At 71.8% G+C, this 18,783-nt stretch carries 19 protein-coding genes; 5 read left to right on the forward strand and 14 right to left on the reverse strand.

Annotated elements, in window-relative coordinates; all coding sequences use genetic code 11:
• Window positions 1-33 precede the first annotated feature (33 nt).
• The 3 genes from ACVV2G_RS04715 to ACVV2G_RS04725 all read right to left on the reverse strand — a co-directional run bounded on the left by ACVV2G_RS04715 (window position 34) and on the right by ACVV2G_RS04725 (window position 2,030).
• Entirely contained in the window at window positions 34-198 is a 165-nt protein-coding gene (locus tag ACVV2G_RS04715; protein WP_310871327.1) for a hypothetical protein, read from the reverse strand.
• A gap of 122 nt (window positions 199-320) precedes the next feature.
• Window positions 321-782 carry a molybdenum cofactor biosynthesis protein MoaE gene (locus ACVV2G_RS04720; RefSeq protein ID WP_453841291.1) on the reverse strand — a complete coding sequence of 154 codons (462 nt, stop codon included), beginning with the start codon at window positions 780-782 and terminating at the stop codon, window positions 321-323.
• 126 nt (window positions 783-908) lie between these two features.
• Complete coding sequence (locus ACVV2G_RS04725; RefSeq protein WP_453841292.1) at window positions 909-2,030, reverse strand: SDR family oxidoreductase; 1,122 nt, start codon at window positions 2,028-2,030, stop codon at window positions 909-911.
• A 192-nt stretch (window positions 2,031-2,222) separates the two neighbouring features.
• Here ACVV2G_RS04725 and ACVV2G_RS04730 point away from each other — a divergent pair, with 192 nt between their 5' ends.
• Window positions 2,223-3,674, forward strand: a complete 1,452-nt coding sequence (locus ACVV2G_RS04730) for a zinc-dependent metalloprotease (RefSeq protein WP_453841293.1) — start codon at window positions 2,223-2,225, stop codon at window positions 3,672-3,674.
• Window positions 3,671-4,186: an NUDIX hydrolase gene (locus ACVV2G_RS04735; protein WP_453841294.1), complete on the forward strand. Its 516-nt coding sequence runs from the start codon at window positions 3,671-3,673 to the stop codon at window positions 4,184-4,186. Before ACVV2G_RS04730 ends, ACVV2G_RS04735 begins: the two co-directional genes overlap by 4 nt.
• A 55-nt stretch (window positions 4,187-4,241) precedes the next feature.
• Here ACVV2G_RS04735 and ACVV2G_RS04740 read toward each other — a convergent pair whose 3' ends face one another.
• The 4 genes from ACVV2G_RS04740 to ACVV2G_RS04755 all read right to left on the reverse strand — a co-directional run bounded on the left by ACVV2G_RS04740 (window position 4,242) and on the right by ACVV2G_RS04755 (window position 8,179).
• Window positions 4,242-4,997: an AIM24 family protein gene (locus ACVV2G_RS04740; RefSeq protein WP_453841295.1), complete on the reverse strand. Its 756-nt coding sequence runs from the start codon at window positions 4,995-4,997 to the stop codon at window positions 4,242-4,244.
• A gap of 17 nt (window positions 4,998-5,014) precedes the next feature.
• Window positions 5,015-5,695, reverse strand: a complete 681-nt coding sequence (locus ACVV2G_RS04745) for an AIM24 family protein (protein WP_453841296.1) — start codon at window positions 5,693-5,695, stop codon at window positions 5,015-5,017.
• Window positions 5,696-5,708: 13 nt separating this feature from the next.
• Complete coding sequence (locus ACVV2G_RS04750) at window positions 5,709-7,439, reverse strand: TerD family protein (protein WP_453841297.1); 1,731 nt, start codon at window positions 7,437-7,439, stop codon at window positions 5,709-5,711.
• Window positions 7,440-7,585: 146 nt separating this feature from the next.
• Entirely contained in the window at window positions 7,586-8,179 is a 594-nt protein-coding gene (locus ACVV2G_RS04755) for a M48 metallopeptidase family protein (RefSeq protein ID WP_453841298.1), read from the reverse strand.
• Between the two features lie 271 nt (window positions 8,180-8,450).
• Here ACVV2G_RS04755 and ACVV2G_RS04760 point away from each other — a divergent pair, with 271 nt between their 5' ends.
• On the forward strand, window positions 8,451-9,665 hold the full coding sequence (locus ACVV2G_RS04760; RefSeq protein WP_453841299.1) for a TOMM precursor leader peptide-binding protein: 1,215 nt from the start codon (window positions 8,451-8,453) through the stop codon (window positions 9,663-9,665).
• The gene (locus ACVV2G_RS04765) at window positions 9,658-11,049 is read left to right on the forward strand and encodes an ABC1 kinase family protein (protein WP_453841300.1); all 1,392 of its coding nucleotides are present in this window, start codon (window positions 9,658-9,660) and stop codon (window positions 11,047-11,049) included. The genes ACVV2G_RS04760 and ACVV2G_RS04765 overlap by 8 nt, the downstream gene beginning before the upstream one ends.
• A gap of 136 nt (window positions 11,050-11,185) precedes the next feature.
• Here ACVV2G_RS04765 and ACVV2G_RS04770 read toward each other — a convergent pair whose 3' ends face one another.
• The 4 genes from ACVV2G_RS04770 to ACVV2G_RS04785 form a co-directional block, all read right to left on the reverse strand.
• Window positions 11,186-11,509 carry a hypothetical protein gene (locus ACVV2G_RS04770; RefSeq protein WP_453841322.1) on the reverse strand — a complete coding sequence of 108 codons (324 nt, stop codon included), beginning with the start codon at window positions 11,507-11,509 and terminating at the stop codon, window positions 11,186-11,188.
• A 5-nt stretch (window positions 11,510-11,514) separates the two neighbouring features.
• Window positions 11,515-11,883, reverse strand: coding sequence for a WhiB family transcriptional regulator (locus ACVV2G_RS04775; protein WP_453841301.1), 369 nt, complete (start codon window positions 11,881-11,883; stop codon window positions 11,515-11,517).
• A gap of 174 nt (window positions 11,884-12,057) precedes the next feature.
• Window positions 12,058-12,390: a hypothetical protein gene (locus ACVV2G_RS04780; protein ID WP_453841302.1), complete on the reverse strand. Its 333-nt coding sequence runs from the start codon at window positions 12,388-12,390 to the stop codon at window positions 12,058-12,060.
• Between the two features lie 165 nt (window positions 12,391-12,555).
• Window positions 12,556-14,757: an ATP-dependent DNA helicase UvrD2 gene (locus tag ACVV2G_RS04785; protein ID WP_453841303.1), complete on the reverse strand. Its 2,202-nt coding sequence runs from the start codon at window positions 14,755-14,757 to the stop codon at window positions 12,556-12,558.
• Window positions 14,758-14,922: 165 nt separating this feature from the next.
• Here ACVV2G_RS04785 and ACVV2G_RS04790 point away from each other — a divergent pair, with 165 nt between their 5' ends.
• Window positions 14,923-15,180 (forward strand): mycoredoxin, encoded by a 258-nt coding sequence (locus ACVV2G_RS04790; protein ID WP_453841304.1) that lies wholly within the window; start codon window positions 14,923-14,925, stop codon window positions 15,178-15,180.
• 94 nt (window positions 15,181-15,274) lie between these two features.
• Here the strand turns inward: ACVV2G_RS04790 and ACVV2G_RS04795 are convergent, their stop codons facing one another.
• From ACVV2G_RS04795 to ACVV2G_RS04805, 3 genes are all read right to left on the reverse strand, one after another.
• The gene (locus ACVV2G_RS04795; protein ID WP_453841305.1) at window positions 15,275-16,000 is read right to left on the reverse strand and encodes a class I SAM-dependent methyltransferase; all 726 of its coding nucleotides are present in this window, start codon (window positions 15,998-16,000) and stop codon (window positions 15,275-15,277) included.
• Between the two features lie 267 nt (window positions 16,001-16,267).
• A complete protein-coding gene (gene nudC / locus ACVV2G_RS04800) occupies window positions 16,268-17,212 on the reverse strand; it encodes an NAD(+) diphosphatase (RefSeq protein ID WP_453841306.1) in 945 nt (314 codons plus the stop codon).
• A 157-nt stretch (window positions 17,213-17,369) separates the two neighbouring features.
• Complete coding sequence (locus ACVV2G_RS04805; RefSeq protein WP_453841307.1) at window positions 17,370-18,773, reverse strand: dipeptidase; 1,404 nt, start codon at window positions 18,771-18,773, stop codon at window positions 17,370-17,372.
• Window positions 18,774-18,783 lie beyond the last annotated feature (10 nt).

An 18,783-nucleotide genomic window follows, 5' to 3' on the forward strand; every position in this document is an offset into this window, starting at 1 on the left:
TGGCTGTCGGAACACCGTCAGGGCGGCGTCCGGTCAGGCGCCGGTACGGGGCCTCTCCATGGCCTCGCGGAACCGGGCGTATCCGTCCAGTTCGGGGCCGTCGCTCCGTGCCTTGCGAGTGCGGTTGGCCCAGCTGCCCCACAGACCCGCGCCGACAGCGGCAACAAGCGGAATCAACAACCAGGCGAGCGCTGCCATGCCGACCTCCCAACCCCATGAGCTCCGCGACTGACTGATCAACAGATTAACCATCCGCAGTGACAACGCTCACGCCGGGGGGCCGGTTACGCAACCGGAGGCGCGCGGTGGCGGTGGGCCCGTCAGCAGGCGCCCACCCACTCCTCGGTCCCGTCGGAGAACGTCTGGTGCTTCCAGATGGGCACCTCGTGCTTCAGGTCGTCGATCAGCTTCCGGCACGCGTCGAACGCCTCGCCCCGGTGCGGGCAGGACACGGCGACGACCACGGCGAGATCCCCGACCTCCAGGTCCCCCACACGGTGGACGGCGGCGAGCGCCCGTACGGGGTGGTCCGCGGCGACCTTCTCGGCGATCCGCCGCATCTCGGCCTCGGCGCTGGGATGGCACGAGTACCCGAGCCGGTCGACGTCGGTCCCCCCGTCGTGGTTGCGCACCGTCCCCACGAACAGCGCGGTACCGCCGGCCGCGTCGTCCCCGACGGCCCGGAAGACCTCGTCCACGGACAGGGGGGTCTCCCGGATGCCGATCAGCTTGACGGGGTTCGGCGCGGCCGACTCACCCGGGTGCTCGTTCGTGGTTGCCATGCGTCCATCGTGCCCCACGGCGCGGACGGCGCGGAATGGCGTCATCACCCGGCACGCGCGTGTGCCCCTTTGGAGCCTCCTACAGGGCGGGCCGGCGCAGGACGGCCGGGTCGGGCCGCCCGGGCCTCAGATCCGGCGCCGCGCCTTGCGCGCCCGCCGCACCACCGCGGCCGCGCCCAGCAGCGCCACCGTCGCTCCCGCGGCACCCGCCGCCGTCGCGTCCTTGCGGCCGAGGCGCCGCCCCGCGACCGTGTGCCGCCCGGCGACCTCCTCCAGCAACTGGGCGAGCACCTCCTCGTTGGTGTACTTCGGCCGCCATCCGGCGTCGTGCAGCCGGCTGCCGCTCACCACCCAGGGGTACATCGTGTACGCCAGGTCACCGGCCGGGGACGGCGTCAGCCCGATCCGGTGCAGCCGGGCCGCCGCGCCGAGCGCGACCGTCGACGGCAGCTCCATCCGCCGGATCCCGCTGAGCTCCTCGACCTCCTCCTGCTCCAGCCACCCGTCGCACCCGACGACCAGTTCCCCGTCGGCCTTCTCCAGGACGGCGTACTCCAGGGCACTGCACAGGTCCTCGATGTGGCAGAACTGCCAGGCCGGCCGTGATCCGGCCACGACCAGCAGCCGAGGCGACTCGAAATACCTGGTCAGCGCGGTGTCCACGCCCCCGACCAGCACCGCCGGGCGGACGACGGTCACGTTGAGCCCCGGATGCGCCCGCGGCGCCCGCCGCGCGAGCCGCTCGATCTCCAGCAGGTCCCCGACGCCCGTGGCCTCGGCCGTGGCACGCAGCTCGGCGTCCTCGGACAGCGGCAGCTCGTTGTCCGGGAGGGCGCCGTAGACCATCGCCGACGTGCACAGCACCACCCGGTGCACGCCGGCCGCCGCGGCCGCGGTCAGGACGGTCTGCGTCCCCCGGACGTTGTAAGCCGTCCGGGCGGCCGCGTCGGTCTCCAGATCGAGGTCGAGCGCCAGGTGCACCACCACGTCAGCGCCGCGCAGCTTCTCGGCGATGGCCGGATCCCGTACGTCCAGGATCTGCCACTGTGCCGCCGCGCACTCACCGCGCCGCTCGTCGATGGCCACGACCTGTCTGACCTCGTCGGACGCGGCCAGCCGCTCGGTGAGCAGCGCCCCGGTCCCGGACGCGGCACCGGTGACCGCGACGACGGGTCCGCGCGCGCCGGAGCGGCCGGAACTGGTTGACTGGTTTCGCGCTGCGCGAACCTGCGGATCTGGGGAACTCACCGGGCGTCTCCAGCGGTTGTCTTCAGTACGGGCGCGCTCGACGCGTACGTACCAGGTGGCATCCATCCTGCCGCAGGCCGTCAGTCGGCGAAGCACCGAGGCCCGAACCGCCCCGGGTGTCTACGCTGGGTGGTGAAGTCGGGCAGCCGTGCCGCCGGAAAGAACCGGCGGCCCTACCAGCCGAGGAACCCCGTGAGTGACACCCCATTCGGATTCGGCCTTCCGCCGGAGGAGCCGGACGACGGCGACGAGGGCAAGAAGAAGGACCAGCAGGGCGGCGGTGGTCAGGGACCGGCCAACCCGTTCGGATTCGGGACGCCCGGAGCCGGAGGTTTCGGCGGCCCCGGTGCGGACAACCCGTTCGCCGCCATGTTCGGTTCCATGAACCCCACCGACCTGGGCGCCGCGTTCCAGCAGCTCGGCCAGATGCTCTCCTACGAGGGCGGCCCGGTGAACTGGGACATGGCCAAGCAGATCGCCCGCCAGACGGTCTCCCAGGGGACGGCGGACGGCACCAAGGACGCCAGTGTCGGCCCCGCCGAGCGCAATGCCGTCCAGGAGGCCGTCCGCCTGGCCGACCTGTGGCTGGACGACGCCACCGCCCTGCCTTCCGGCGCCGGCACCGCGGTGGCCTGGAGCCGCGCGGAGTGGGTCGAGGCGACGCTGCCCGCCTGGCGCGAGCTGGTCGACCCGGTCGCCGAGCGCGTCGGCACCGCCATGGGCGACGTGCTGCCGGAGGAGATGCAGGCCATGGCCGGCCCGCTGATCGGCATGATGCGTTCCATGGGCGGCGCCATGTTCGGCACCCAGATCGGACAGGCCGTCGGGGTGCTCGCCGGTGAGGTCGTCGGCTCGACCGACGTGGGCCTGCCGCTGGGCCCGGCCGGGAAGGCCGCGCTGCTGCCGGTCAACATCGAGGCGTTCGGCAAGGACCTCGGCGTGCCGCAGGAGGAGGTGCGGCTGTATCTCGCCCTGCGCGAGGCCGCCCACCAGCGCCTGTTCGCGCACGTGCCGTGGCTGCGCTCGCACCTGTTCGGCGCGGTCGACGGCTACGCCCGCGGGATCAAGGTCGACACGGCCAAGCTGGAGGACGTGGTCGGCCAGTTCGACCCGCAGAACCCCGAGCAGCTGCAGGAAGCCCTCCAGCAGGGCATGTTCCAGCCGGAGGACACCCCGGAGCAGAAGGCGGCCCTGGCCCGTCTGGAGACGGCTCTGGCGCTGGTCGAGGGCTGGGTGGACGCGGTGGTGCACGCCGCCGCCAAGCCGCGCCTGTCCTCCGCCGACGCGCTGCGCGAGACGCTGCGCCGCCGTCGCGCCTCGGGCGGTCCGGCGGAGCAGACGTTCGCCACCCTGATCGGTCTGGAGCTGCGCCCGCGCCGTCTGCGCGACGCCTCCCGCCTGTGGGCGTCCCTGACGGACGCGCGCGGTGTCGACGGCCGGGACGGCCTGTGGGCCCACCCGGACATGCTGCCGACCGCGACCGACCTGGACGACCCGGACGGCTTCGTGCACCGTGAGCAGCTCGACTTCTCCGAGCTGGACAAGATGCTCGGCGAGGCGGCCGGCGGCCCCGACCTGAAGAAGAAGGACGAGAAGGGTCAGGACGGGACCGACGCCGACGGCGGGAGCGGCGACGCCGAGTGAGCCTCCACGACGACGCGGTCCTGGTGCTCGAGGGGTACGAGGGCCAGGACGAGCTGCGCCGGGTCTACCTGGAGCATCTCGCGGCTCACCCCGACGGCATGTGGAAGGCCTGCGGGGACGGGCACATCACGGCGAGCGCCCTGGTGATCGACCCGGCGCGCGGGCGGGTCCTGCTGACCCTCCACAGGAAGCTGCGCATGTGGCTGCAGACGGGCGGCCACTGCGAGCCGGTCGACGAGACCCTGGCGGGGGCTGCTCTGCGCGAGGGTGCGGAGGAGTCCGGCATCGCCGGACTCACCCTGCTCTCCGGCGGTCCGGTGCGGCTGGACCGCCACCGCACGCCCTGTGCCTGGCACCTGGACGTCCAGTACGCGGCGACGGCTGCGTACGGGGCCGTGGAGGCGATCAGCGACGAGTCCCTCGACCTGCGCTGGTTCCCGTACGCCGAGGTCCCGGACGTGGCCGACGAGTCGGTCGTGCGGTTGCTGGAGGCGACCCGGGCCCGGCTCTGACGCGTAAGGGGTGACCGCCTGGCGATCACCCCTTACCGGTCGGCACCGCGCCCGCTCAGCTCCAGACGTTGCCCTGGTTCTGACCGCGCCCTCCCTGCTGCCCCATGCCGTACTGCGCGGACAGGCCCGAGCCGATCTGCGCGTTCTGCGGCGGCAGCAGCTCGCTGGGCTGGACGAGCGCGAAACCGCTGCCCATGAAGCTCAGCTCCCAGCCCTCGCCGGTGTTGCCACGGCGCCGCCACACCCCGGAGGAGTGCGTCTGGGCCTGCATGTGCACGCGCAGACCGGTGGACCAGGCGACGATCGCGTCGGCGTCGCAGTTGACGTACTTGTCGGGCGTCACCTGCATGAGCAGCGGGGCGCCGGAGGTCATCAGGGCGACCTTGCCCCGGCCGGTGATGTTGAGCTGGTACTTCCCCGAGCCCGAGATGCCGTACAGGCTGTCGACCGCGATGACCTCGTGGTGCAGGGACGAGTCCATCGCCAGTACGTAGCTGCTGTCGACGGTGAGACCCTCCTGCTCGACCTCCATCACGTGGATGTACTGGGCGAGGTTGGCGAAGAAGACCGTGCCCTGCCCGTGGCAGCGCATCAGGTCCAGGCCCTCACCCGTGCGCGCGCGCGAGCGCGACTGGTTGTTGCTCTGGTACTCGGCGTCGAACTCGACGAGGCCCTGGTAGGCGACCATCGTGCCCTTGCGGGCGAGCACGTCGTCGTGGCCCTCCAGGGCGACGCGGAGCATGTGCTTGTTCTGCAGGCTCCAGGCTTCCTGGGTCTGCTGGTCGTTGTGGGCGAAAAGCGGGCTCTGCATGGTGTTCTCGCTCCCCCTCAGCCCCGGACCCGGAGGCGGTCGGTGCTGTCCTCGCTGGGCTGGACGACGACGATCCCCTGACCGGAGAAGGCCATCTGGTAGGCCTCGCCGCTGCCGCGGCCGATCAGCGACTGCGCCTTGAAACTGCGCTTGCCCTTCACCTTGAGGTTCGGGGACCAGGCGACGAGCGCGTCCGGGTCGACGTACGTCTCGTCCTCGCCGCCGCCGCAGTCGACGACGATCGGCTTGCCCCGGGAGGTGAGCGCGACCCAGCCCTGGCCGGAGATCCGGGTGTTCCACAGGCCCTGGCCGGCGAACTTCGCCAGGCCCTTGACCCGTTCGACACCCCACGTCAGGTGGGCGTCGAAGGCGAGCAGGTTGGTGGCGTTGACGGAGATGCCGTCGCCGTTGAGGTTGATGACGACGACGTTCGCGCCGTAGTCGGCGAGGTAGAGCAGACCGTCGCCGGAGCACTTCATCAGGGGCGCGCCCTCACCGGTGGCCCAGTCGCGGGCGATCTGGCGGACGGCCGGCGGATTGGGCTCGTACTGGACGAAGCCCTCGTAGGCGACCATCGAGCCCACGCGCGCGAGGAGGTCGTTCCCGGTCTGCATGGCGACCTTCAGCATGTGGTTGCCGTGGTTCTCCATGCGGGCGGTGACCGGTGCGGGAGCGTAGCCCGCGAGCGGCTGGTTCATGTCGGGCTCTCCCTCAGATCTCGTACGGCTGGACGACGACGAAGTTGCCGGGCGCCGCCCGGAACTGCAGGTTGACGCTCTCGCCCGTGTCGCCCGCGTAGGAGTTGCGGCGCATCCGCACCTGGCTGGAGACGACCACCTGGGCGGCGGCGGACCAGGCGACGACCGCGTTGCAGTCGGCGAACGTGGTGGGCGTGACCGGCAGCACCACGGGCACGCCGTGCGTCTTGACGACGATCGTGCCGGTGCCCTGGAACTGCATCGTGAACAGCGCGCCCCCGGGGATGCCGTGGCCCTCGATGCGGCGGACCTCGTACTGGAGGCTTTCGTCGAAGGCGAGGACGTTCTCCGCGGAGACGCAGACGGCGTCGCCCTGGAGCTCGATGGGGTGCAGCATCGCGGAGTTGTCGGCGAGGAACACCTGCCCCTTGCCGGTGCAGCGCATCAGCTGCATCTCCTGGCCCGTGGCGTTGCCCACGACCCGGCCGGCGAATCCGGCGCCCTTGTAGCTGAAGTCGACCTTGCCCTGGTAGAGCACCATGCTGCCCTGCCGGGCGAGTACGGGCAGGCCTTCCGCGCCGAGGTCGACGCGGACCAGCTTCTTGTTCTGCTGGGTCCAGCGCTGCCCGGTCGCCGTCTCGCGGAACTGCTGGAGCGCCGCTGTCACACCGGCGCCCTGCGGCGCGCCCTGCGGCATCCCCTGCAGAACTCCATAGGGGGCTTGCGGGCCAGGGCCGGGGGGCGGTGTCTGCTGGCCGTGGCCCGGAGGTGGGGTCGGCCCGCCCGGCTGACCGTACCCGGGCGGCGGGGCCGGGGCGTGGGGGGCCGGCGGCTGGCCGTAGCCGGGAGGCGGCGGGGCGGTCTGACCGGGGACCTGGCCGTACGGCGACTGCTGCCGGCCGGGCTGGCCGTAACCGGGCGGCGGGGCCGGTGGCGGCACCGGGGAGCCGCCCGGTGGAGTATGCATGGGCGCGACGATGGTCTGCGCGGCGTGCACGTCGGGCCCGGGAGCGGGGACCGCGGGCGGCGGAGCGAAACCCTGCGGGGCAGGTTGCGCGGGCGGCGCGGCGAAACCCTGCGGGGCAGGTTGCGCAGGGGCCGGTGCGGGCGCGGGCGCGGTGGGCGCGCCGAACGCCGGAGGCGCCGCCGGCTGGGCGGGCGGGGCGAAGCCCGGGGCGGCGCCGGCCTGCGCCTGCTGGGGCGCGGGCGCCTCCTCCTCGGCCACCTCGCCGCCGAAGTTCCGCAGCAGCGCGTCCAGCCCGCCGTCGAAGCCCTGGCCGACGGCGGCGAACCGCCACACGTCCTTCAGGTAGAAGTCGCCCAGCATCACAGCGCGCTCGGTGGAGAACTCGGATCCGCTGAACGGGTACCGGGCCACCTCCTCGCCGCCCGCGACGATCCGGAGGTAACCGGAGGCGACCTGCGACATCTGCCCGGTGCCGTCGATCGTCGCCGTGAAGGACAGCTTCTGGATCTGCGGCGGAATCCGGTCGAGGGTGACCCGGAAGGACTCCGTGTCGCCCGCTTGTGCACCCAGGAGCTGGATGGACCCCTCGGGGGTCTTCGGCTGGTTGAAGAACACGAAGTACCGGTCGTCCGACAGCCGCTCCTCGGCGTCGAGACCGAAGCAGCTGATGTCGAAGCCCAGCCCGGGGGCGGAGATCTGCACGCCTACGTACAGATCCGTGCCCGCGGTGAGGTCACTGATCCTGGCCTTGTGGCCGCGTTGGAATTCCCTGGCCATGCGTTACGACCGTCCCCCATCCGAATGTGAGTGCGTCGCGCCAGGCTAACGGCAATCCCGGACACCGGAAGAAGTCGGTACACACCCGGTACAGAACCCGTGCGGGACCGCGCGGAACCTCCCGCCGGGGACGCCCGGGGCGCGCCCTACTCGCCGCGGTCGTCGGGGACGTGCGGCAGGCGGTCGGCGGAGACCACGCCCTCGAGGTATCCACGGGCCCGCTCGGTCCTCGGGTAGGCGTCCAGCAGCCGCCAGAACCGGGGCCCGTGTCCGGGGACGAGCAGATGCGCCAGTTCGTGGAGGAGGACGTAGTCGACGACGTACTCGGGCATGCCCTGGAGGCGGTGCGACAGCCGGATGCTCCCCTCGGACGGGGTGCACGAGCCCCAGCGCGTGTTCTGGTTGGTGACCCAGCGGACCGAGGCGGGCCGGGCCCGCCCGTCGAAGTACTGGCCCGACAGTCGCTCCGCCCGCTCGGCCAGTTCGGCGTCGCCGAGGACGCGTTTGCTCTCCTGGGCGGCCAGCTTGTCCAGCATGACGCTCACCCAGCGTCGCTCCTCCGCCTCGGACATCCGGGCGGGAATCAGCACGACGGTGCGGTCACCCTCCCGGTACGCGGAGACCGTACGGCGTCGCCGGGTGCTCCTGCGGACCTCGATCGCGCTCGTCCCCGAGCCGTTCGGCGGATTCTTCGGCGTGCGCTGGGGCGCCCCGGCGCGGTGCAGTGGGTCGGCGGACACGCCACGACGTTACCCGCTGCACCCGCGGAAGTCCCGGCTCCGGAAGGCTTCGGCGCCGATCCGCCGCCCCTCCTGCGAGGTGGACGGCTGATTCGTACGACGAATACCCACCCCTGTGGACAACTTTCGACGCCCGGTCGCACATCCGGGCATGCTGGCACTCGACGGCGGATTCGCGACCGACCGCACGAACCGGCACGTACCCGGCCACGACCGGGTGAGCGGTGTCGCTCGACCGTCCGCGAAGACCGGAGACTACGGGGGACCTGATATGCATCCGATGGTGAAGCCCGCGCTCAGGCGAGGCTGGCGCGACCTCAACACCGTGCAGTTCGGGATGACACCGGCGCACGCGCTGACGCTCGGCCCGGTGGACACGGCCACGGGCAGCTTCCTCGAACTGCTCAACGGCACCCGCGGGCCGACGCTCCTGCGCGAGGAGGGACGCCGCATGGACCTGCCGGACGGGCACGTCGACCGGGTGCTGGAGCGGCTGGCCCGGGCCGGACTGCTCGACGACTCCCGGGGCGGCGGGCCGGACGCCGACGCCCTGCGGGGGAAGAAGGAGGTTCTCGACCGGCTCCGTCCCGACCTGGCCTCGCTGTCCCTGACCACCACCGAACCGGGTGACGCGATCAGACACCTCGCCGCCCGGCGAGCCCTGCGAGTGCGGGTCGTGGGCGCTGGCCGGGTGGGCGCGGTGCTGTCCGGCCTGCTGTCGGGCGCCGGCGTCGGCGAGACCGACGTGCTCGACGGCGGACGCGTCGAGCCGTGGGACGTCGCCCCGGGCGGGCTCCCCGCCGAGTCCGTCGGCGACCGCCGGGACGAGACCGCCCGCCGGGTCGTACGCCGGGCCGCTCCCGACCGGCCGCCCCGCCGGCGTCCCACGGCCGCGTCCGAGGATTCCGCCCCGTCGTTCTCGCTGGTGGTTCTCGCCCCGCGCGACGACGTCGCGGTGCACACCCCCGACCCCGCCGCCGCGGAGTCCCTCATGGCCTCCGGCACGCCCCACCTGTACGCCGGGGTGGTGGAGGGCACCGGCGTCGTCGGTCCTCTCGTCCTGCCCGGCGAGACCGGCTGCGCGGGTTGTCTGCACGCGGACCGCACCGACCGGGACCCGGCCTGGCCCCGCCTGGTGGCGCAGTGGCGCTCCGGCACACAGCGCCGGGTACGGCCCTGCGACCTCACCCTGGCCACGACGGTCGCCGGGCTCGCGGCGGCCCACGCGCTGGCCTTCCTGGACGGCCGGACACCCTCCAGCGCAGGCGCGCGATGGGAGGTCTCCCTGCCCGGTCTGCGGTGGCACTCACGCCCGGTCCGGGCGCACCCGGCGTGTCCGTGCGGTGCCGCCGGAAAAGGTGGGCGGGAACACACCCCCGAGGACGGGGAGGAGCGCGCGACAATGGCTGGGCAAGGGCCGTCAGCGGGAGTACGCCGTAAGGCAGCACCGGCGCGGCCGGCTGGGACTTGGAGGGCGCATGTCTGATCTTCCGCGCAAGGCGGTCACCCGGACCGCCAAGCTCGCCGCGCTTCCGCTCGGCTTCGCCGGGCGGGCCACCTGGGGGCTCGGCAAGCGAATCGTGGGCGAGTCCGCGGAGATCGTCGGCCAACAGCTGCAGCAGCGCACCGCGGAGCAGCTGTTCAAGGTGCTGGGCGAGCTCAAGGGCGGGGCGATGAAGTTCGGGCAGGCCCTGTCCGTCTTCGAGTCGGCACTGCCCGAGGAGGTCGCCGGTCCCTACCGGGCGGCGCTGACCAAACTGCAGGAAGCGGCGCCGCCGATGCCGACGCGCACGGTGCACGCCGTCCTCGCGGAGCGGCTCGGAGAGGACTGGCAGGACCTGTTTCTGGAATTCGAGGACAAGCCCGCCGCCGCCGCCTCGATCGGTCAGGTGCACCGGGCGGTGTGGCACGACGGCCGCGAGGTGGCGGTCAAGGTGCAGTACCCCGGTGCCGGCGAGGCCCTGCTGTCGGACCTGAACCAGCTCAGCCGCTTCGCCCGCCTGCTGGGCCCGCTGGTCCCCGGCATGGACATCAAACCGCTGATCACCGAGCTCAAGGACCGGGTCTCGGAGGAGCTGGACTACGGCCTGGAGGCGCAGGCCCAACGGGCTCACGCCGAGGAGTTCGCGGACGACCCGGACATCGTGGTGCCGGACGTCGTCGAGCAGCGTGAGCAGGTGCTGGTCACCGAGTGGATCGACGGTGTCCCGCTGTCGGAGATCATCACGGACGGTACGGCCCGGCAGCGTGACCGGGCCGGTCAGCTCCTGGCCCACTTCCTCTTCTCGGGCCCGGCACGCACCGGTCTTCTGCACGCCGACCCGCACCCCGGCAACTTCCGTCTGCTGCCCGGTGGGCCGGAGGGCGAGGACGACTGGCGCCTCGGTGTCCTGGACTTCGGCACGGTCGACCGTCTCCCGGGCGGCCTGCCCGAGCCCATCGGGGAGGCCCTGCGGATGACACTGGACGGCGAGGCGGAGGCCGTCTACGAGATGCTCTGCGCGGAGGGCTTCGTCAAGGAGTCCATAGAGCTGGAGCCCGACGCGGTCCTCGACTACCTTCTGCCGATCATCGAACCGGCCCGGGTCGACGAGTTCACCTTCACCCGCGGCTGGATGCGGAGCCAGGCGGCCCGGATCGGCGACCCCCGCTCCCCCGCGTACCAGTTGGCCAAGCAGCTCAACCTGCCGCCCGCCTACCTCCTGATTCACCGCGTGACCTTGAGCACCATCGGTGTGCTGTGCCAGCTGGGTGCGACGGTGCGGCTGCGCGATGAGCTGGAGGAGTGGCTCCTCGGGTTCAGCCCCGAGAAGGAGGAAGAGGAAGAGAAGGACGTGTACGACACGGAGGGGACGGCGGCGGAAGCCTGAGCCACCGGCGCTGAACGCCCCGTGGGGGCCGGGTCCGTCCGACGGACCCGGCCCCCACGGGGAACAGCTCGCCTCCCGAGCAGGGAGGTCACCGCTTCGAGGTCACCGCTGCGGGGTCACCGCTGCGGGAAGTCGGTCACTGCATGACCGCCATGGCGAGCGCGCGCCGGGCACGCATCGAGGCGCGCTCGGCCCGGCGCTGCATCCGGCGAGCGGTCGCCAGGCGCAGCGCCCGGCGCTCCCGCTCGGCCTCGATCAGGCGATCGTGCATATGCGCACGAGCCAGGGCTTCTGGGATGAGTTGCATCTCTCGGGTCCTGTTCTGGCGCGAGTCCTTCGCACCGCTGGTGGTGAAGTCTTCAGGCGTGGTGCCTGCGATGTCGTAGGTGGACGGCTTCATCGGGGCCTGCTTCTTGGGGTCGTGCGTGAGGGGGCGGTCGATCGTTCCTGCGGTGTTCATGGTGTTCATGCTGTGACCGGGTTCTTGCGCGGGCGGCCACGGGGCCGCTTCCGGGCGACGACGACACCCTGGACGAACAGCTCGCCACCCCAGACGCCCCAGGGCTCACGCCGCTCCTTGGCACCGGCGAGGCAGGCCTCGACCAGCGGGCAGGTGCGGCAGAGGGACTTGGCGTACTCCACGTCCGCCGGCGACTCGGCGAAGAAGACCTCCGGGTCGTAGGAACGGCACGGGACAGGCACGCCGAGGTTCTCGATGGCGTCGTCGAGCGCGGTGAGCGGGATGAGCGGGGTCAAGGCGGGGTCCTCCGTGGGGACGGGCTTGGGGATCGTGTCGGAAGGTGGTACGGACGGGGCGTGCGCTTCGAGTTGCACGGGTGGTCTTCCTCGTCTGGTCGTTCCGGCCGGTCGGCCGGTTGGCGGCTTGGTACCGGGTTCTTTTCTTGTCCCGAGGCTCCTTCGCGCCGTCGTCCCCGTTCGAGGACAAACAGAAGGGCCGCGGATCCCGGGTGGGGTTCCGCGGCCCTGAAGGCGCCGGCCTGATCGAGATCAGGCTGGATCACTCCAGGGTTCTGGCCCACGGAAGGCCCACATCAGGTGGTGCTGCGTCGTCTGCTTCCGGAATCCGGCACCGGTCGCGGCAAAGGCATAGGCCTGCGCCTGTGCCTCTACTGCTGCTTCCAGTGCCTTGGTCGGTCGCTCATTGCGCTCACGGACGGGAAGGCCCGCGGGGACAACGGAGGCGGAGGCCGGACGCACGGCGTCAATGCCGGACACACCGGTGCCCGAGTTCGAGGCGCCGAGCGTGCACAGGGAGACGGCCGAGCGATCGGTCAATTTGGCGGTGGAGCTGACGATGGAGCTGAAGTCGATGCTGATCACTGGGCTCGCCTCCTCTCGGCGTCTCGGGGGACTGGGACGAACCAGTCCGCGGATATGCAAGTACAACACGGGTCCGGGGCCTCCGGGAAGGCCGCCGTTCCCCGTGACCAAGAACCTATGGGGATTCCCGGGGCATGCGCAAACTATTTTTCCGACGAGTTCGTATCAGGCGTCGTCGTCAAGCCCCGCTCCGTTCTGGCCTGCGCAGATGGCCAGGACGTCGGTTCCGTAGCGGTTCAGCTTGCGTGCCCCGACTCCCGGAATCCGGGCCAGCTCGCGCTCGTCCTCGGGGACGGACTCGGCGATCGCCATCAGCGTCTTGTCGGTGAAGACGCAGAACGCTGGCTGCCCGCTGCGTCCCGCCTGGATCGCGCGCCACTCGCGCAACCGCTCGTAGACGCCCTCGTCCATGTCGGACGGGCAGTCCTCGCAGCGCATCAGCTTCAACTCGCCCGCGTCGGTGAGCGTGCGCCCGCAGACCCGGCAGCGGGCCGGGGTCCGCTGGGTCCGTCTCGGGACGGCGGCCACGGTGGCCCCGCTCCCGACACCGCGTTCCACACCTGCGGAGCCGCCCGCGGCCGTACGCCCGCCCGACCCGCCCGAGCCGGGCCGCAGTCCCTTCAGGAAGCGGCTGGGGCGGCGGCTCGGCCGGCCGCCGGGCGAGCGGGCGAGGGCCCAGGAGAGGTGCAGACGTTCGCGCGCGCGGGTGACACCGACATAGAGGAGACGGCGCTCCTCCTCGATCTGCTCGTCGGTCTTTGCGTAGGTGATCGGCATCATGCCCTCGGCGACGCCCACCAGGAAGACGACGTCCCACTCCAGTCCCTTGGCCGAGTGCAAGGAGGCGAGGGTGACGCCCTGAACCGTCGGGGCGTGCTGGGCGCCGGCCCGCTCGTCGAGTTCCGAGACGAGGTCGCTCAGCGTGGCACCCGCTCTGGCCGCGGCGAAGTCCTGGGCGAGGCTGACCAGCGCGGCCAGCGATTCCCAGCGCTCCCGCACGGCGCCCGACCCGGCCGGGGGTTGTGTGGTCCACCCCTCCCCGGACAGCACCGCACGCACCTGCGAGGGCAGGTCGACGGCGTCGTCGAGGAGGGAGTCGTTGCCGCCGAAGCGCGCTGCGGCCCGCAGGGAACTGCCGGCCTTGCGCACCTCGGGGCGGTCGAAGAAGCGCTCGGCACCGCGCAGCTGGTAGGGAACCCCGGCGTCGGCGAGGGCCTGCTCGTAGGTCTCGGACTGGCTGTTGGTGCGGAACAGGACCGCGATCTCGGCGGCCGGAACGCCCGAATCGACGAGCTCCCGGATACGGCGGGCGGCCCCTTCGGCCTCGGCCGGTTCGTCGGCGTACTCGGTGTAGAGGGGCTCGGGACCCGCGGGGCGCTGGGAGATCAGCTCCAGGCGGTGGTCGGCGGCGCGGCCCCGGGCCTGGGCGAGCAGGCCGTTGGCGAGATGGACGACCTGCGGGGTGGAGCGGTAGTCACGGACCAGTTTGACGACGGTGGCGCCGGGGTGACGGGCCCGGAAGTCGAGCAGGTGGTCGGGGGTTGCGCCCGTGAACGAGTAGATCGTCTGGCTGGCGTCGCCCACCACGCACAGGTCGTCGCGGTCCCCGAGCCACAGCTCCAGCAGGCGTTGCTGGAGGGGGCTGACGTCCTGGTACTCGTCGACCACGAAGTGCTGGTACTGGGCGCGGACCTGCTCGGCGACGTCGTGCCGGTCCTGGAGGACGGCCACGGTGAGCAGCAGCACGTCCTCGAAGTCGATGACGGAGCGTCCGCGCTTGAGGTCCTCGTAGGCCGCGTAGAGCTGGGCGATCTCAGCCGGATCGCGGGGCACCTCACGACCGGCCCTGGCCGCCGCGAGGGCGTAGTCGGCGGGGACGGTCTGGGTGACCTTGGACCACTCGATCTCGGCGGTGACGTCACGCAGCTCACCCCGTTCGAGGCGGATGCGGCAGGCGGCGGCCGCGTCGGCGACGAGCTGGATCTTGCGGTCGACGAGCCTGGGCAGGGAGCCGCCGATCGCTTTCGGCCAGAAGTACTGGAGCTGGCGGAGCGCCGCCGAATGGAAGGTGCGGGCCTGCACCCCCGCGGCACCGAGCTGGCGCAGCCGGCCGCGCATCTCCCCGGCGGCGCGGTTGGTGAAGGTGACGGCGAGCACGCTGGAGGGCTGGAGGATCCCGGCGCGTACCCCGTAGGCGATGCGGTGGGTGATCGCCCGGGTCTTGCCGGTACCGGCGCCCGCCAGCACGCACACCGGACCGCGCAGGGCGGTGGCCACCTCGCGCTGCTCGGGGTCGAGCCCTTCGAGCACCGCGTCTGCCGAGTCCGGTACCTGCGGGAAGAGGGTGGAGTGCGTTGCTGCTGTCACACAGCCATGCTGCCAGGTCGCGGGAGACAGGTGAGTCCGTTGTCCACAGGCACGCACCGATGGTCATACGATGCGACCGGTGTCACGTGACGGGAATGGTGGCGCCACCGCAGACGTTCCCCCGGTGCGACCTCATCCCCGAGCCGCCGAAGGAGCGCGAAAGACATGCCGGGCACTGTGACGATGTACAGCACCACGTGGTGCGGCTACTGCCGCCGGCTGAAGAGCCAGATGGACCGCGAGGGCATCGCGTACTCCGAGATCAACATCGAGCACGACCCGGAGTCCGCCGCGTTCGTGGAGAAGGCCAATGGCGGAAACCAGACGGTGCCCACGGTGCAGGTGGTTCCCTCCGGTGGTGGCGCCGAGGTCGTGATGACGAACCCGAGCCTCGCCCAGGTGAAGCAGGCGCTCGGCGCCTGACTCCCGCGGGACGCAGCCCCCGACCGGCCTGACGCCGATCGGGGGTTTCGTGTGTCCCGGAGACTCCGGCGCCAGACTCCGTACACCTCGAAGATCACGGACGTCGCGCCAGAAAGACGAACTCCCTTCCTGGGCGGTCGGGCGCCTCGCGAACGCCGTCCACCACGTATCCGTGCGCGACCAGGTCCCGCTCGACTTCCTCCCGCTCGCGGAAACGCAGCGTCGATTCCGACGTCAGCACCCGCCCGTCCACTGCGAACCCGTAGGTCCAGCGGAACGTGACCAGGGGCAGGCTCACCTCAGTCAGCTGCACCCAGCTCTCGACCGGGCCGACGTCCGGGATCTCGGTCACGCGGTAGGAGTTCTCGCGGGTCCACTCCTCCCAGGCTCGTCTGGCCGGATCGCGCGTCTCGAAGACCAGATGTCCGCCGGGCCGCAGTGCTGCACGGGCTCCCCGTAGCGTCTTCCGCCAGGTCTGCGGATCAGTGATGGCCTGGGCGACGTTCGCTGTCATCGTCGCGAGGTCGACCTGCAGTGCTGGGAGGTCTGTCGCGTCACCGCAGATCCAGCGCACTCGCTCACTTCCCGGCTTGGCCCGAGCGACGTCGATGGACGCCCGGGCGGGATCCACGCCGACGACCTCGATCTCGCGGTCGGCCAGGAGCAGGGCGAACACTCCTGTGCCGCAGCCGATGTCCAGTACGCGTCGCACCTCGAACTCCTCTGTCATCTCCAGGTACGCATCGAGGTCGCTGCGGTCGGGATCGAGGGGATCGTGGATGGCGGCGAGTCGTGGATGGGTGAAGCAGTCGTCAGCCATGCGGCCGAACGTATGCAGAGCCGGGGCCGAACAACCACTGGGTTTCGTCGACGGTTCCCCTACGGCGGCACCGCACGGCAGAGCAGGCCAGAGCTTGGCGGAGGGGCGGGGCACGACTCCGTGACCGGCGTTTGCCGACCGCCGGGTCTGCCGGCTGGAATCCTGCCACGGTTTCAGGGCCCGTCGGAGCGGCCCTCGCAGGGGGTGATCCTCGTTTGCCCTGGCCCTCCCCGTGCGGGGAGGGCCACCTTTCTACGACGTCGTGCCTCAGAAGAAACTGCGCGTCGGCAGTGGCTTGCCGTACCAGAGTTCGATCAGGCGGGCCGCGATCGAGATGCCGTAGGGCGGGAGCACCTCGCCGGACTCGAAGGCCGCGTCCAGTTCGTCGCGGGAGAACCAGCGGGCCTCGTGGATCTCGTCGCCGTCGACGTTGATCTCGGTCGAGGTGGCGTGCGCCATGAAGCCCAGCATCAGGCTGGACGGGAAGGGCCAGGGCTGGCTGGCGACGTACTCGACGGGGCCGACGGTGATGCCGGCCTCCTCGTGCACCTCACGGCGTACCGACTGCTCGATGGACTCGCCCGGCTCCACGAAACCGGCGAGCGTCGAGAAGCGGCCCTCGGGCCAGTGCACCTGGCGGCCCAGCAGGATGCGGTCGTCCCCGTCCGTGACCGCCATGATCACGGCGGGGTCGGTACGCGGGTAGTGCTCGGCGCCGCAGGCGGGGCAGCGTCGGATGTGGCCGGCCGCGGCGATGACGGTCCGTTCACCGCAGCGGGAGCAGAAACGGTGCAGGCGCTGCCAGTTCTCCAGAGCGACGGCGTGGGCCATGAGTCCGGCGTCCCGGGGCGACAGGAGAAGTCCGGCCTCGCGCAGGCTCGCCGCCCGGGCGGACTGGTCCATGCGGCCGGGCAGGGAGTCCTTCTGGAGGGCGAAGTAGCTGACGCCTTCCTCGTCGGTGCCCAGGAAGTAGCGGTGCGCCTCCGTGAGCGGGGCTTCGAAGGAGGGGGTCATGACGAGTTCGGTCCGCCCGTCGGGCGTCTCGTCGATGAGGGCCTGACCGCCGGAGACCACGAAGCAGCGTGTCGAAGGATGGCTCCACGCCGCCGCGAGCCAGGCCTCGTCGAGGCGGTGGTGGGCGGCACGGTCGATGCCGCTCGGGGCGGTGAGCGAGATGGGACGGTCGGCTGTGTGGTCGGTCCAGGTGGTCACGGGTGCTTCCAACTCCCCCGGTGAGCGGTTCGGTTCTCAGGCGGTTCAGCGGTTCGTACGGCGGGTGGTGTCCGGGGCCGGGAGGGCTCGGCGGCGCGGGGCGGCCTCACCAGTGTGCCGCGCCCGCGACACCGGTCCGGACCACCGTGCAGGGCGCTCAGGGCGCGCGGCGCCAGTGCTCCGCCAGGTCACCCCACAGGTGGGCGGAGGCCTCGACGCCCTTCAGGAGGAGGTCGAGCTCGACCTTCTCGTCCGGGGCGTGCCAGCCGTCGGACGGGACGGAGATGCCGAGGAAGAGCACCGGGGCGCCGAGGACCTCCTGGAGGTCGGCGGCGGGTCCCGAGCCGCCTTCGCGGGTGAAGCGGACCGGTTTCCCGAAAGCCCGGCCCATGGCGCGGACCACGGACTGCAGCGCCGGGTGGTCCAGCGGTGTCAGGCACGGGCGCGTCGCCGACCCGAAGGCGACCTCGCAGCGGACACCGGGTGGCACCTGCTCGGCGACCCAGTCGCGCACGGCCTTCTCCACATGGTCGGGTTCCTGCCCCGCGACCAGCCGGAAGGAGAGCTTCACCATGGCGGACGACGGGATGATCGTCTTGCTGCCCGGACCTTGGTAACCGCCGCCGATGCCGTTGACCTCGGCGGTGGGGCGGGCCCAGACGCGCTCCAGGGTGGTGTGCCCGGCCTCGCCGTGGGCGGCGTACGACTTGGCCGTGCGCAGCCACTGCCGCTCGTCGAAGGGCAGCTCGGCGAAGAGGTCGCGTTCACGGTCGGTGAGTTCGACCACGCCGTCGTAGAAGCCCGGGATCGCCACCCGCGCGTGCTCGTCGTGCAGGGCGGCGACGAGCCGGGCGAGGGCGGTGGCCGGGTTGGGCACCGCGCCGCCGAACGAACCGGAGTGGACGTCCTGGTCGGGGCCGTACAGCCGGATCTCGCACTCGGCGAGGCCGCGCATCCCGGTGCACACCGTGGGGGTGTCCTCGGACCACATGCCGGTGTCCGAAACGATCACCGCGTCGGCGGAGAGCCGCGCGGCCCGCTGCTCGACCAGGGCGCGGAAGTGCGGGGAGCCGAACTCCTCCTCGCCCTCGATCAGCAGCTTGAGGTTGACCGCCGGGGCGGTGCGGCCGGACGCGGCGAGGTGGGCGCGGACGCCCAGTGTGTGGAAGAACACCTGGCCCTTGTCGTCGGCCGCCCCGCGCGCGTGGAGGCGGCCTTCCCGGACGAGGGGTTCGAAGGGCTCGCTGTGCCAGCCGTCCTCGCGGGCGGCCGGCTGCACGTCGTGGTGGCCGTAGACGAGGACCGTCGGGGCCTCCGGGTCGCCGGAGGGCCACTCGGCGAAGACGGCGGGGGCTCCCGGGGTCGGCCAGATCTCGGCGGTCGGGAAGCCGGTCTCCTTGAGCTTGGCGGCGAGCCAGTCGGCGCTGCGGCGTACGTCGGGCGCGTGCTCGGGCTGTGCCGACACGGACGGGATGCGCAGCCACTCGGCGAGGTCGTCGAGGAAGGCGGCGCGGTGGTGCTCGATGTACGTACGGACAGCGCTGTCCGGGGTCTCGCTCATGCTCACGAGC

Source organism: Streptomyces sp. JK94 (assembly GCF_053613315.1).